The sequence below is a fragment of the Desulforhopalus sp. genome, assembly GCA_030247675.1.
GTDB lineage: Bacteria > Desulfobacterota > Desulfobulbia > Desulfobulbales > Desulfocapsaceae > Desulforhopalus_A.
Window position 1 is genome coordinate 1,491,929 of record JAOTRX010000002.1, and the last position, 13,802, is coordinate 1,505,730.

Genomic DNA, 13,802 nt, shown 5'->3' on the forward strand with positions numbered 1-13,802 from the left:
AGCGCATGCCTTTGTCCAGGTGATTATGAAGCGATAAGAATGGCTCCTCCCTGCTCCACCCGGTTGCGACCATTGGTTTTGGCGAGGTAGAGTGCCTGATCGGCAACAGTGATCAACTGGCCCTCGTTGTTGAAACTGGGGCTCCAGGTGGCTACTCCGATGCTGATGGTCAAGCGGATTTTCAGGTCATCGGAAAGGCCAATGGCGTTATTCTCCACGGCCTTTCTCAGCCGTTCAGCAAGCTGGCGTGTGTCAACGGCGCCGCTCCTGGCGCTTATGATGAGGAATTCTTCGCCGCCCCATCTGCTCACCATATCGTAACTCCTCGCCTTTTCTTCTAGAAGTCTGGCTATCTGGCGCAAAACCGTGTCGCCGCAATCATGGCCGTAGGTGTCGTTGATGTTCTTGAAATGATCGATGTCGATCATCAGACATGACAAGGGCTCGCCGTAGCGACGCACCTCGGCGACGAGGTTTTGCAGGCGCTGCAGGGCACTTCGCCGATTCGGTAAACCGGTGAGAAAATCGGTCATTGCCATATTCTGCAGCTTGCGGTTGGCTGAGGCCAACTTCTCGGCATAGCGCTTTATCACCTCACGATCCTGGGAGATGGTCTGCTGTGAGCGGATGAGCCGTTCGGCGCTGGAGATTCTCGCCTGCAGAACCTTGGTGGTAAAGGGCTTGATAATATAATCGTCGGCCCCGGCGTCAAAGGCCTGAACCAGCTGGTCGTCCGATTCATTGCCGGTCAGCATGATGATATATATCTGTTGGGTAACACTGGTTTTTCGAAGAATTTTACAGAGATCGATACCACTCCGCTTAGGCATCCGCCAGTCGGTGATGAGCAGCTGCGGGCGATATTCCAGAGCCAGTTCCAGGGCCTGTTCACCGTCTTTAGCGAGGAGGACAACACGGTGATCGGTCTGGAGCATTTTTTGTAGACAAAAGAGGGTAACCGGATCGTCATCGGCGGCCAGAATGGTGAGAGGTCCCATTTTGCCATGGGGTGCGGCCATGGCCGCATCATCCATGGTTTTTATCTCGTGGTAATCCGGGCAGTGCAAGGTGGGTACCTCGAAAAATTCACTGGCAGACTGCCACAAGGTAATTATCCGGTCAAAGAAAGGGCCAAATTGTTCGACAGGGATGCCTTGTTCTTCCGCTAATTGCTCGACTGTCAGGAATGTGTCGGCAAGTGGCAATTCAAAAAGACAGATCCTCGCGATGTGATTGGCGAGAATCATGATCTTACGGATTTTCAGGGCTGATCCGCTGAATACCTGGTTGCTGGCGGTATCGGTCGGGGTTCGCAGCGCCCTTATGAGGGGTTCGGGAAGATGCCAGATGGCGAGCAGATTACAGGTAAGATCGTTCGCCGAGAGGCCGAAAAGATTTTTTTCCTTTTGTATCGCCTTGTCAGAGGGGAGGCTTTCCAGGAGGAGATCGCCGTATTCCTCTGGAAATGCTGTGGCCAAGGCCAGTTCGCCGATACAGCTGAGAACCCCGTAGGCGAAAAACTTGTGGGCATCAAATTGCCCCTGGATGGCAAGAGTCCGAGCCGCGGCTCCTCGTGCCAGGGACTTTTGCCAAAACCGCTGGTAATCGAAGTGCGGGCACTTGCCATGCCGATACTGGGAGAGAAGTGAGAAAATTAGCGCCAGACTGGCGGTATTCTCCGAGCCAAGGGCACTGAGGGCCTGGCCGATCGAGTCTTCTCTAATTGTGATACCGCCCAGCGGGCTTTTGGCATAACGGAGCAGATCGGCGGTCATCTGGGGGTTATCGGCAATAATCCGCTCGAGGATCTCCAGGGGAGCTTGCCGGCTGAAACAATGATAGGTTAGATCAAGGGCGAACGACGATGGCTTGGGGAGCGACTTCGTTCTGAAAAGCAGGTTGAATGCCTGGGTTGTTGCCATATTCGTTCATTTCCCTGGCCGCGGATGCGGACTGGTGCAGTGTTCCTGTTTTCAAAGGTTCCGATGAAACTATACCAGAAAACATCGGCCAATTGCTAAAAGAATATGGCCGGGACATCTCCTTCACAGCCTTGCATTCCTGCACTGCCGCAAGGAATTTGCGGGAGGATGCATTGCTTTTGAAGAGGGTTCCTTATCCTGTAAATATTGCCCGTCGTGTGGTATGATCCCGCTTTTCGTAAATGGTCTGATTTCAGCAAGGAGAAAGGGAAATGGGACTTCAGGTGGAAATAAGTCAATTGTTGGGGCAACTGGCAGATATTTTGCCGTTCGGCTATGCCTTTGGTGCCGGGATGGTCTCGGCGGTTAATCCTTGCGGTTTTGCCTTGCTGCCGGTCTATCTCACTCTCTACTTGGGGGCTGATGACAGGTCGTTTCGCAAACAATCACTTGCTCTCAGGTTGGCCAAGGCATTTTGGATAGCCTTGATGGTGACGTCCGGCTTTGCCCTGCTCTTTGGGGTGGTTGGTGCCATTGTCTCCGCCGGCGGGACATTTCTCATGGCGGTCATGCCCTGGCTGGCTGTGGTTATCGGGGGATTCTTAATAGTCTGCGGGGCCTGGATACTTCTTGGCAACTCTCTGTCTATTCATTGGGTTGTCAATCTTGCGGGAAAAATCGGGGATCCCCGGAAGATTTCGGTTTTCGGTTTTTTTCTTTTCGGGCTGGCCTTCGGCGCCACCTCTCTCGGGTGTACTCTGCCGATCTTTCTTATGGTTGTCGGCAGTTCGGTTGCAGCGGGAGACTTTACTACGGGAATTCTTCAATTCCTCGGCTATATCCTCGGTATGGGCGGCGTATTGCAGCTCCTCACCCTCGGTATAACCGTGGTGAAGGAGGGCGTTGTGATCGGCGCGTTGCGGCGAATCCTTCCCTATGTCCAAAAAATCTCTGCCGTAATGCTTTTGGGGGCGGGTTCTTACATCGTATATTACTGGATATCCAGCGGACTTTTAGTACCTTAGAAAAACATCCCCAGCTTTTGGGGAGGATTTTCGTGAAGGTACTTATCCCTTTTGTTTCGGTTGGGGGTTAGTACCTTAGAAAATCATCCCCGGCTTTTTGGGGAAGATTTTCGTGAAGGTCACGTGTTCCCCATCTATTGCCAACAGGACAGCGATTTTTGTGTCAAATCTTTCTACTTATAGGAAATTCACAGCAGCTGTTGGTTGCCGGCGGGAGGATCGATGAAAGAATACCGTGGGGTGCTGGCCGCGGCAGCGGCCTATATCCTTTGGGGAATTTTGCCGGCCTATTGGAAACTGTTGGTCGAGGTGCCGGTATATGAAATTCTCAGCCATCGCATGGTTTGGTCTCTCTTCTTGACCCTTGGTCTCATTGTCTTTTTGGGACAGAAGGCGGCCTTTTTCCGGGAGGCAGGCGAGCGGAAAAATCTCCTTACCTTTTCCGCCACCTCTCTTTTGCTGGCGGTCAATTGGCTATTGTATATCTGGGCGGTCAACGCCGGCTATATCGTGGAAGCGAGTCTTGGCTACTTTATCAATCCGCTCCTCAACGTCGTCTTCGGCATGATCTTTTTTCGGGAAAAGATGCGGCCTCTGCAATGGGCGGCAATATGCCTCGCGGTTCTCGGGGTACTGTATCTGACCTTTTTTTACGGGAAATTTCCCTGGATTGCCCTGGTGCTCGCCATGACCTTTGCGGTGTATGGTCTGCTGCACAAGAAGACCTCTCTTGCCCCATTGGATGGCCTGTGCCTGGAAACAGCGGTCTTTTTTCTTCCCTGCCTGGTCTTTCTTCTGGGGCTTGAATATGCCCGGGGCGGAGCGTTTGTCCACATCGGTACCGTCGGATCGTTGCTTCTCGCTGGGGCCGGCATTATCACTACGGTACCTCTGCTGCTTTTTGGCTATGCGGCACAGAAGATACCTCTCTCAACCCTTGGCCTTCTGCAGTTTCTGGCCCCTTCGATCAACCTTCTGCTTGGTGTGTTTATCTATGGGGAGGATTTCAGCCGGGAGAGGATGATGGGCTTTTTGCTCATTTGGACAGGGCTTGCCCTCTTTATTGTGGAAAACATGCTCCGCCGTCTCAGGGCGAAAAGAAGGTCTTTGGCCGACGAACGGCAATCTCAAGATGCCGGATTTTAGCCAGAAAAAGGTGGTTCAGATGTGCAGGAGTTCGTCGATTGCCTGGTAGAGCGGCAGTATCTCTATCGGCTTGGGAAGATATTTGTCGAACATATGCTGGATGTTCGGAGGGATTTGCGGCGGGAAATCGCCGCTTATCGCGATCACCGGAATCTTTTCGGTGGCAGGATCGGTGCGGAGGGCAGTCAGCACGGCGTAACCGCTCATGTCGGGAAGCGAGATGTCGAGAAGAACCAGGTCCGGGGGGCTGTGCTTGGCCATCGCGATGCCCTCGCCACCCCTTTCGGCCAAACTGAGCGCCAGGTAGCTTTTTTGCTCAAGGATGAGTTGCACCAGCTGGCGGTTGGCTGGGTTGTCCTCGATATAAAGAATTGAATAGATACGATTTCCCGTCATGATGTTCCAGGGTGCCTTGCGGTTATGATACCGCACGGGCATAAGTTTTGTTTGAGCAGACAAGCTGCTCAACTCAGCTTTTAACTTTCTCAGTATTGAACAGGGAACAGGGCTTCTTTAACCACCCCTTTGGTGAATTCGCAAGGGCATTTTCACCGTTCAGATTGATTGCCGCTTGCCGGTTCTCTGCGCATTGACAGGGCAATGCGGTTTCTTTTCTTGTCAATTTCCACAACCCTGACCTCAACCTTTTGCCCGACTTTCACCACCTCAGCGGGATCTTTAACAAAGCGATCGGCGAGTTGGCTGACATGGATAAGGCCGTTCTGCTTGATACCGATATCGGCAAAGGCGCCGAATTTTGTGACATTGGTGATTATCGCCGGGAGGAGCATGCCTTCATGCAGATCGTCCATTCCGTGGAGTCCCTCGGCAAAATGAAATTGCTCAAACGATTGTCGCGGATCGCGGCCGGGTTTGGCAAGTTCGGCGACGATATCAAGAAGTGTCGGCATGCCGACCATGTCGTCGGTGTACCGCCCCAGGTCGATGGATTGCTGAAGTGTTGTCGAGCGGAGGAGGGCCTCCACCGACACCCCGGCATCAGCGGCCATCTTCTTGACGAGGGGATAGCGTTCCGGGTGGACCGCACTGGTGTCGAGGATATTGCTGCCGCCTTGGATGCGTAAAAATCCGGCGCATTGCTCGAATGCCTTCGGGCCAAGCCGGGGCACCTTGAGGAGTTCCCGGCGGCTGGTGAAGGGACCGTTGTCGTTTCGGTAGGTGACGATGTTGCCGGCAAGGGTTGGGCCGAGACCGGAGATGAAGGTCAGCAGTTCACGACTGGCGGTGTTGAGTTCGACCCCGACACTGTTGACGCAGCTTTCGACCACCTCCTGCAGACTTTTTTTCAGTTCCGACTGGTTGACATCATGCTGGTATTGACCGACGCCGATGGATTTCGCCTCAATCTTTACCAGTTCGGCCAATGGGTCCTGCAGGCGTCTGCCGATGGAAACAGCGCCGCGAACGGTGATATCATGGTCGGGGAATTCTGCTCGGGCAACCTCCGAGGCGGAATAAATCGAGGCCCCGTCTTCGTTGACCAGGGTGATGATGATGGCCCTGTCCAAACCAAGACCTCGAATAAATTCCTCGGTTTCTCGTCCGGCGGTGCCGTTGCCGATACCGATGGCCTCAATTGCGTGTTTTTTCGCCAGATTGGTAATAACCTTTCCTGCCTCGGCGAGTTTTGTACCGCCGTGGGTGGGGAAGATGGTCGTGGTGTCAAGGAGTTTGCCCTGGCCGTCGAGACACACTACCTTCGCCCCGGTACGATACCCGGGGTCCAGGGCCAGCACCCGTTTCTGGCCAAGGGGAGGGGCAAGGAGCAACTGGCGAAGGTTGTCGACGAAGACCCGGATGGCCTCCTGGTCGGCCCGGATCTTCAGTTCGGCCGTCAGCTCATTTTCAAGAGAAGGGGCGAGGAGGCGCTGGTAACAATCTTCGAGGGCCGTGGCGATCTCGCCCTGCCAGGGGCCGTTCGGCAGATGCCTTTTTTTCAGGAGGCGCAGGGCGCTTTCTTCAGGCGGCCGGATGGTCAGGGTGAGGAACTTTTCCTGGGCGCCGCGAAACATGGCGAGCAGCCGGTGTCCCGGTGCCTTGGCGGCAGGCTCGCGCCAGTCAAAATAGTCTCGGTATTTTTGACCCTCCTCCTGATGTTTTTTCACCACTGCTGATTCAATCGTCGCCGATTCTCTGAAAAGACGGCGTAATTCGGCCCTGGTCGGTGGGTCTTCACTGGCGTCTTCAGCGATGATGTCTCTTGCTCCGGCCAGGGCGTCCTCATCTACCAGCAGACCCTTCTCCGGATCAAGAAAGCGATCAAACGGCAGGGGGCTGACACCTTGCCTGAGCATGGCAGCCAGAGGCTCCAGCCCCCGTTCCCGAGCGGCAAGACCACGGGTCTTGCGCTTTGGCTTAAATGGCAGATAGATGTCCTCAAGCTCGGTGAGGCTTTTTGCCTTCTCCAGCTGCCGACTGAGGATGTCGTCAAGGACTTCCATTTTGCTTAAGCTGTCGATAATGAATTCACGGCGCTTATCGATCTCGATCAGTTTCTGATGCTGGTCGCGGATGGCGGCTATGACCACTTCGTCAAGGGAACCGGTCTGTTCCTTCCGGTACCTGGCGATAAACGGTACGGTGCCGCCTTCGCCAAGCAAGGTCAGGGTGTGGCTGACCTGGTGTTCGCGGAGACGAAGTTGCTCGGCGATTTGCCCGGCATATGCTGGTGAGGTTGGCGCTGGCATGATTTTCAAGAGGGTTAAGGAGGATGGGGAAGAAAAGAATCTTGATACTAATCGTGGTCCTGGAGGAATGCAAGCAGTTGGCTTGACGGGAGAAAAAATTTGATATTCGCCGGGAGAGAAGATATGCTGGAGGAGTTACTCGACCGGTTTCTTCACGATCATTCACCCATGAGCAGACGATAGACCTATGGATCATAAGCTGGCAATATTGACCTGCAGCCTCCCGAAAGCGATGCTGCAGGCCCTGACCCCGGAAGCAAGAGATGCGGTCCCCCCGAATGCCATCAAAGGCGATTGTATTGCCATATATGCATTTCCGTTTCGGGTTGGCAGGGAGTCGCGGGTCCAGAAAATCAACGGCAGATTGGAACTTTTGGAACGCCCAAAAAGGGATGACAGCCCGCCCACCAATGATATTTATTTGGTAGATCGCGGTCATCGCCTGAATATCTCCCGAGAGCATTTCCAGATTATCAGAGACGAAAAGGGATATACCCTGGTTGATCGGGGGAGCGCTTGTGGTACCAAGATCGACGGGCGCAATGTCGGGGGTGACGATTCCGGCGGATCAGCGCAACTGCACGACGGTGACGAGATCGCCATCGGCACCACCGGCACCCCCTACGTTTTTCGGTTCATCACCTTTGATGAATATTGTCTGGTGCGTAAGGGCGAATAGGCAGAGCGAGGAGCGCTACGGCAGCTTTGATCCGCAAATTTCAGGAGGCAGCGGCGATGGCGCCGGCTATGAGGAGTGCCTGGCGGGTCGCGGCGACGTTGTGAACTCTGATGATAGCTATGTTCTTTTCGGCACAAAGAGCCGAAACCACTGCAGTTACCAGATCCCTGGCGGCTTCTACGGGGATAGCTGCTATCTCACCGAGAAAGCGTTTGCGGCTGTGGCCGAGAAGTACCGGCAGGCCGAGGGCGGCCAGATCGTCCAGGTGCTTGATGATGGACAGGTTGTGGTCGACGGTCTTGCCGAAACCGATGCCGGGATCAATGATCAGGCGGCTGAGGTCGACGCCATTGGCGCCAAGCCAGGCAATTCGCTCGGCAAAGAAATCGATGATTTCCTGGGTGACGTTGTTATAGGTCGGTTGCACCTGCATATCGGCAGGGGTCCCCTGCATGTGCATGATGATCACCGGAACACTGGTGTTGCGAACAACCGTCAGCATTTCCGGGTCAGCGCGCAGGGCGGAGACATCGTTGATGATGTCTGCACCGGCCTTCAGCGCTTGGTCGGCGACTGCGGCCTTGGTGGTGTCAATGGAAATCGGGATGGCGTGTTTTTGCCGGATGGCCTCTATGACCGGGATAACCCGGCGTAGTTCCTCTTCTGTGGACACCGGCGGGGCGAAGGGGCGGGTCGATTCGCCCCCCACGTCGAGAATATCGGCGCCATCGCTGATCAGGCGCTCGGCCTGGGCAATGGCTGCCTCATGGGAGGCGAATTTGCCGCCGTCGGAGAAGGAGTCGGGCGTCACATTGAGGATGCCCATTATCTTCATTTGTCAGCCTGCCATTTCGGCTGTTGCGGCGCATCCGGCTTGTCTTCAGGAGGCGTTTGCGGAGCGGGTTCTTCTTCAGCCTTTGCCTCGGGTGCCGCGGCTGCTTTCTCGTCCACGGCGGTCTTGACTTCGCTGTCGTGCTTCGCCGCGGCCCGCTTTCTCGCAGCGGAAACCTCAGCAATCCGCGAGGTATATTGTCCGGGGCGCAGCTCTTCGATAATCCTTTCCATATCGGTGAGGACGATGGTCTCTTTTTCGAGAAGCTCCTCACTCATCCGCACTAGAATGTCACGGTGTTGTTCAAGAAGCGATGCTACGGTGTCCATGGCGGTATCGATGATCTTCTTCACCGCCACATCGATGAGCCTTGCGGTATCCTCGCTGAAATCGCGGTTATGGCCGATTTCTCGGCCAAGGAAGATCTGCTCCTCCTTCTTGCCGTAAGTCAGCGCCCCAAGTTCTTCGCTCATCCCCCATTCGCAGACCATTTTTCTGGCAAGGGCCGAGGCCCGTTCAATGTCGTTGCCTGCCCCGGTGGTGATCTCGTTGAAGATAAGCTTTTCAGCCAGGCGGCCGCCATAAAGGATGCAGATGCTGTTTTCCAGATAGGTTTTGGAATGGGTGTATTTATCGTCGGTGGGCAGCTGCATGGTCAGACCAAGAGCCCGACCGCGCGGAATAATGGTTACCTTGTGAATAGGATCGGTGCCGGCGAGCAGCCAGGCCACCAGGGCATGGCCGGCTTCGTGATAGGCGGTAATGGTCTTTTCCTTCTCGCTGATGATCATCGACCGTCGCTCGGCGCCCATCATGATCTTGTCCTTGGCCTTGTCGAGCAGGTCGAGGTTGATTTCTTTCGCGCCAGTGCGGGCGGCCATGAGGGCGGCCTCATTTACCAGGTTCTCCAGGTCGGCGCCGGAAAAACCTGGGGTGCCGCGGGCAAGGATCTCCAGGTCGATATTGGCGGCCATCTTGGTTTTTTTGGCGTAGATCTCAAGAATCTTCTGCCGTCCACGGACATCGGGAATCGGCACGACCACCTGCCGGTCAAAGCGACCGGGACGGAGCAGGGCCGGATCGAGGACGTCGGGGCGGTTAGTGGCGGCGACGATGATAACGCCGTCGTTACTTTCAAAGCCGTCCATCTCGACCAGCAGCTGGTTGAGGGTTTGCTCCCTTTCGTCATGGCCGCCGCCGAGACCGGCGCCGCGATGCCTGCCGACCGCGTCAATTTCGTCGATGAAGATAATGCACGGAGCATTCTTCTTGCCCTGGGCGAACATATCGCGCACCCGGGAGGCGCCGACACCGACGAACATCTCAACGAAATCGGAGCCGGAGATGCTGAAAAACGGTACGTCGGCCTCACCGGCGATGGCCTTGGCGAGGAGGGTCTTGCCGGTACCCGGTGCGCCGGCAAGGAGAACACCGGTGGGGATCCGTCCGCCAAGGGCGGTAAATTTGCCCGGATCTTTCAGAAAGTCGACGATTTCTTCAAGTTCTTCCTTTGCCTCGTCGATACCCGCCACATCGGCGAAGGTGACCTTGTTATTGCTTTGCTCGGTGAGCCTCGCCCGGTTTTTACCAAAGGACAAAGCGCCACCCTTGCCGCCGCCCTGCATCTGTCGCATGAAAAACACCCAGACGCCAATGAGGAGAAGCATCGGGAACCAGGAGACGAAGATGGTCATCAAAAAGGAGTCTTTCTGGGCCTCTTTGACATTGATATCGACTCCGCTCTTGCGCAGGATAGAAATCAATTCAGTGTCAGTCGTCGGATAAACGGTCTGAAACGGTTTGCCGTCCTGCAGAGTACCGGAAAGGACATCACCACTGATGGTTACCCGGGTGATAGCCTTGCTTTCGATGCTCGACATGAACTCACTGTAAGTGAGTGAAGTCTGGTTGGTTTGCGGCTTATTGAAGAGATTGAAAAGCAGGATCATGGTCAGGCCAATCACCAACCACATACTCAGATTTTTGTAAAAAGTATTCAACGAAGTCTCCGGTGTTTGCAGGTTATTGGTAAGGCTTCACCCGTTTTGCGCTGATTGCCCAGTATTTTTCTGGGACTCCGATACAAGTGGCCGGCGGGTATCTCCATTTACTGCCAACTAGGCAGGGATCCAAGTGCCATGCACGAGATAAAAGTAAATCGAAAAAACTGAATGTCGAGGAGGGATCCAAATATTCTTACCCTATCAGCGAGTTCGTGTAAAGTACTGGACAGGTGCAACGCCCGGTTGATTCTGTCGCAACTCCCTGATTCCCTTGACCAGCGCCCCTGCCCCGCTCACCGTGGTGGTGTAGGGAATATGATAATCGAGAGCGGCCCGGCGGATGCTATAAGAATCTTCAGTGGTCCTCTTGCCGAGCGAGGAGTTGATAATCCAGGAAATATCCTTGTCGCGTATCTTGTCGAGAATGTGCGGCCGGCCCTGAGAGATCTTGTTGATGAGCTGGCAGGGTACTCCGGCATTATGGAGATACGAGGCGGTGCCGGTGGTTGCATACAGCGTGAAGTCGAGATCGATCAGGGCCTTGGCAATCGGTACCATGGCTTCTTTATCACCGTCGCGGACACTGACAAAGACATTACCTGACAGGGGCACCTTCGAGCCCGCCGCCAGCTGCGACTTGGCGATGGCCAAGCCGAGATTGTCATCGATGCCCATGACCTCGCCGGTGGATTTCATCTCCGGGCCAAGAAGGGTATCGACCTTTTCGAAGCGGTCAAAGGGGAAGACCGCTTCCTTTACCGCCCAGTGACTGATGACCACCTCGGTGGTCAGTCCCAGCTCTTCAAGAGTTGCGCCGAGCATGACCTTGGTGGCCAGTTTGGCAAGGGGCACCCCGGTAGCCTTGCTGACAAAGGGGACGGTACGCGAGGCGCGGGGGTTGACCTCAAGGACGTAGAGGTCGTTGTCCTTAATGGCAAACTGGACATTCATCAACCCGATGACACCCAGTTCCTCGGCCATTGCCTTGGTGGCCCGTTTAATTTCTTCAATGGAGGCGGTGCTGAGGGTATGCGGCGGCAGGACGCAACAGGAATCGCCGGAGTGGATGCCCGCTTCCTCGATGTGCTCCATGATCCCGCCGATGACCGTGCGCTTGCCGTCGCAGATGGCGTCGACATCGATCTCGATGGCATCTTTCAGGAATTTGTCGATGAGTATCGGGTGCTTGAGGGTTGTGCCGCCAACGGCGATCATGAAGTCCCTGATCCCCTGGTCGTTATAAACAATGCGCATATCCCTGCCACCAAGGACGTAGGAAGGCCGGACGACTACCGGGTAGCCGATTCGTTCGGCGGCGGCCAGGGCCTCGTCGAGGGTCCGTACGGTATCGTTGTCGGGCTGGCGGAGACCGAGTTTTTGCAGGAACTGCTGGAAGCGTTTGCGGTCCTCAGCCCGGTCGATGGCGTCAGGCTGGGTGCCGACAATCTTTACACCCATCTCGGCGAGAGGTACGGCCAGGTTAAGCGGCGTCTGGCCGCCGAATTGGACGATGACTCCGTCGGGTTTTTCCTGGTCGATGATATTCAGAACGTCTTCCCTGGTCAGCGGCTCAAAAAACAGCTTGTCGGAGGTGTCGTAGTCTGTTGACACCGTCTCCGGGTTGGAGTTGATCATAATCGATTCGACGCCGATCTCGCGCAGGGCAAAGGCGGCATGGACGCAGCAGTAGTCAAATTCGATGCCCTGGCCGATGCGGTTTGGCCCGCCGCCGAGGATAACGATTTTCTTGCCGGTGGTGATCTTCGCCTCGTTCTCGGCCTCATAGGTTGAATAATAGTAGGGCGTATAGGATTCAAACTCGGCGGCACAGGTGTCAACCAGCTTGTACACTGGCAGGACCGCGAGTTTCTGGCGAAGCTGCCGGATATCGTTTTCGCCGGTATTGGTGAGAAAGGCCAGCTGCCGGTCGGAGAAACCGCGTTCTTTACAGTAGCGGAGGAACTCCCCGTCCAGACCCTGGAAGCCACGCCCGCTAATCTCCCCTTCGGTTTCGATGATCTGGCGGAAGTTATAGAGAAACCAGGGATCGATCTTGGTCAGGGCGTAGAGTTCTTCGATTGCCATGCCCCGCTTCAGTGCCTCATAGATATGGGCAACCCGTTTGGAGTTGGGCACCCGCAGGCCGAGTTCCAGGTCTTCCCGGTCAAGGTGCGACAGATCCTGCTTGCCGTCGCCGCCGAAACCGAAACGGCCGGTCTCAAGAGAGCGCATCGCCTTCTGGAAGGCCTCTTTGAAGGTCCTGCCGATGGACATGGTTTCGCCCACCGATTTCATCGAGGTGGTGAGGAGGTCGTCGGCCTGGGGGAATTTTTCAAAGGTCCAGCGTGGGATTTTCACCACGCAGTAATCGATGGACGGCTCAAAGGCCGCCAGGGTCTCGCGGGTGATATCATTTTTCAGTTCGTCGAGGGTGTAGCCGACGGCAAGTTTTGCGGCTATCTTGGCGATCGGAAAGCCGGTGGCCTTTGAGGCAAGCGCCGAACTCCGCGACACCCGCGGGTTCATCTCGATGACCATCATCTCGCCGTTTTCCGGGTTGACCGCAAACTGGACGTTCGAACCACCGGTTTCGACACCGATCTCGCGAATGATGGCAATTGCCGCGTCGCGCATATCCTGGTATTCCCGGTCGGTCAGGGTCTGGATGGGGGCAACGGTGATGCTGTCGCCGGTATGCACCCCCATGGCATCAATGTTTTCGATGGAGCAGATGATCACCACGTTGTCATTGCGGTCGCGCATGACCTCCAGCTCGTATTCCTTCCAGCCGAGCAGGCTGCGTTCCAGCATGACCTCGGTATTCATCGACAGGTCGAGGCCGGCGGTGCACAGGGTCTCAAGCTCCTGGCGATTATAGGCGACGCCGCCGCCGGTGCCGCCGAGGGTAAAGCTTGGCCGGACGATGATTGGAAAGCCAAGGCGGTCGCCGGCAGCCATGGCTGCCTCAAGATCGTTGACGATGATCGACTCGGGAACCTTCAGGCCGATGCGGCGCATGGCGTCGCGGAATTCTTCCCGGCCTTCGGCCTTTTTGATGACGGCGATATTGGCGGCAAGGAGTTCGACCTTGTATTTATCAAGAATACCCATCTCCGCCACCTTGATCGCCGTGTTCAGGGCGGTTTGGCCGCCGAGGGTCGGCAGTAGGGCATCGGGGCGTTCTTTCTCGATGACCTTGGCGACGAATTCCGGGGTGATCGGTTCGATATAGGTGCTGTCGGCCAGCTCCGGGTCGGTCATGATGGTCGCCGGATTGGAGTTGATGAGCACTACCTCGTAGCCTTCCTCCTTCAGGGCCTTGACCGCCTGGGCGCCGGAGTAGTCGAATTCGCAGGCCTGGCTGATAATGATGGGGCCGGAGCCGATGATGAGGATTTTCTTGATGTCTGTTCTTTTCGGCATGATCTGTCCGTGTTTGCTGTCGTTATTGGTTGTCCCGGGCCGGGTAAATGGTCTCTAGTGGCCG

Annotated in this window: 9 protein-coding genes; 3 read left to right on the forward strand and 6 right to left on the reverse strand. The window is 55.7% G+C overall.

The genetic code is table 11. The features are described 5' to 3' along the window. Positions 1-23 precede the first annotated feature (23 nt). Positions 24-1,922, reverse strand: a complete 1,899-nt coding sequence (locus OEL83_06445; GenBank protein ID MDK9706674.1) for a diguanylate cyclase — start codon at positions 1,920-1,922, stop codon at positions 24-26. A gap of 272 nt (positions 1,923-2,194) precedes the next feature. On the opposite strand from OEL83_06445, the gene OEL83_06450 reads away from it, so the two are divergent. Together OEL83_06450 and rarD are read left to right on the forward strand one after the other, a co-directional pair. Further along, positions 2,195-2,947: a hypothetical protein gene (locus OEL83_06450; GenBank protein MDK9706675.1), complete on the forward strand. Its 753-nt coding sequence runs from the start codon at positions 2,195-2,197 to the stop codon at positions 2,945-2,947. 222 nt (positions 2,948-3,169) lie between these two features. Beyond that, complete coding sequence (gene rarD, locus OEL83_06455) at positions 3,170-4,093, forward strand: EamA family transporter RarD (protein MDK9706676.1); 924 nt, start codon at positions 3,170-3,172, stop codon at positions 4,091-4,093. A 15-nt stretch (positions 4,094-4,108) separates the two neighbouring features. Here the strand turns inward: rarD and OEL83_06460 are convergent, their stop codons facing one another. Together OEL83_06460 and OEL83_06465 are read right to left on the reverse strand one after the other, a co-directional pair. Next, complete coding sequence (locus OEL83_06460; GenBank protein ID MDK9706677.1) at positions 4,109-4,489, reverse strand: response regulator; 381 nt, start codon at positions 4,487-4,489, stop codon at positions 4,109-4,111. A 152-nt stretch (positions 4,490-4,641) separates the two neighbouring features. Further along, positions 4,642-6,801, reverse strand: a complete 2,160-nt coding sequence (locus tag OEL83_06465) for an RNA-binding transcriptional accessory protein (protein MDK9706678.1) — start codon at positions 6,799-6,801, stop codon at positions 4,642-4,644. A gap of 187 nt (positions 6,802-6,988) precedes the next feature. Between OEL83_06465 and OEL83_06470 the strand changes: the two genes are divergently transcribed. Continuing rightward, on the forward strand, positions 6,989-7,480 hold the full coding sequence (locus OEL83_06470) for an FHA domain-containing protein (GenBank protein MDK9706679.1): 492 nt from the start codon (positions 6,989-6,991) through the stop codon (positions 7,478-7,480). A 40-nt stretch (positions 7,481-7,520) separates the two neighbouring features. Here OEL83_06470 and folP read toward each other — a convergent pair whose 3' ends face one another. The 3 genes from folP to carB all read right to left on the reverse strand — a co-directional run bounded on the left by folP (position 7,521) and on the right by carB (position 13,738). Continuing rightward, positions 7,521-8,315: a dihydropteroate synthase gene (gene folP / locus OEL83_06475; protein MDK9706680.1), complete on the reverse strand. Its 795-nt coding sequence runs from the start codon at positions 8,313-8,315 to the stop codon at positions 7,521-7,523. Next, the gene (gene ftsH, locus OEL83_06480) at positions 8,312-10,312 is read right to left on the reverse strand and encodes an ATP-dependent zinc metalloprotease FtsH (GenBank protein ID MDK9706681.1); all 2,001 of its coding nucleotides are present in this window, start codon (positions 10,310-10,312) and stop codon (positions 8,312-8,314) included. The genes folP and ftsH overlap by 4 nt, the downstream gene beginning before the upstream one ends. Positions 10,313-10,516: 204 nt before the next feature. After that, positions 10,517-13,738, reverse strand: coding sequence for a carbamoyl-phosphate synthase large subunit (gene carB / locus OEL83_06485; GenBank protein MDK9706682.1), 3,222 nt, complete (start codon positions 13,736-13,738; stop codon positions 10,517-10,519). Between the last annotated feature and the right edge of the window lie 64 nt (positions 13,739-13,802).

Bases quoted from the DNA above. Each gene is read 5' to 3' on its own strand.
- OEL83_06445 (MDK9706674.1), bottom strand. From the start codon at position 1,922: ATGGCAACAACCCAGGCATTCAACCTGCTTTTCAGAACGAAGTCGCTC.
- OEL83_06450 (MDK9706675.1), top strand. From the start codon at position 2,195: ATGGGACTTCAGGTGGAAATAAGTCAATTGTTGGGGCAACTGGCAGAT.
- rarD (MDK9706676.1), top strand. From the start codon at position 3,170: ATGAAAGAATACCGTGGGGTGCTGGCCGCGGCAGCGGCCTATATCCTT.
- OEL83_06460 (MDK9706677.1), bottom strand. From the start codon at position 4,489: ATGACGGGAAATCGTATCTATTCAATTCTTTATATCGAGGACAACCCA.
- OEL83_06465 (MDK9706678.1), bottom strand. From the start codon at position 6,801: ATGCCAGCGCCAACCTCACCAGCATATGCCGGGCAAATCGCCGAGCAA.
- OEL83_06470 (MDK9706679.1), top strand. From the start codon at position 6,989: ATGGATCATAAGCTGGCAATATTGACCTGCAGCCTCCCGAAAGCGATG.
- folP (MDK9706680.1), bottom strand. From the start codon at position 8,315: ATGAAGATAATGGGCATCCTCAATGTGACGCCCGACTCCTTCTCCGAC.
- carB (MDK9706682.1), bottom strand. From the start codon at position 13,738: ATGCCGAAAAGAACAGACATCAAGAAAATCCTCATCATCGGCTCCGGC.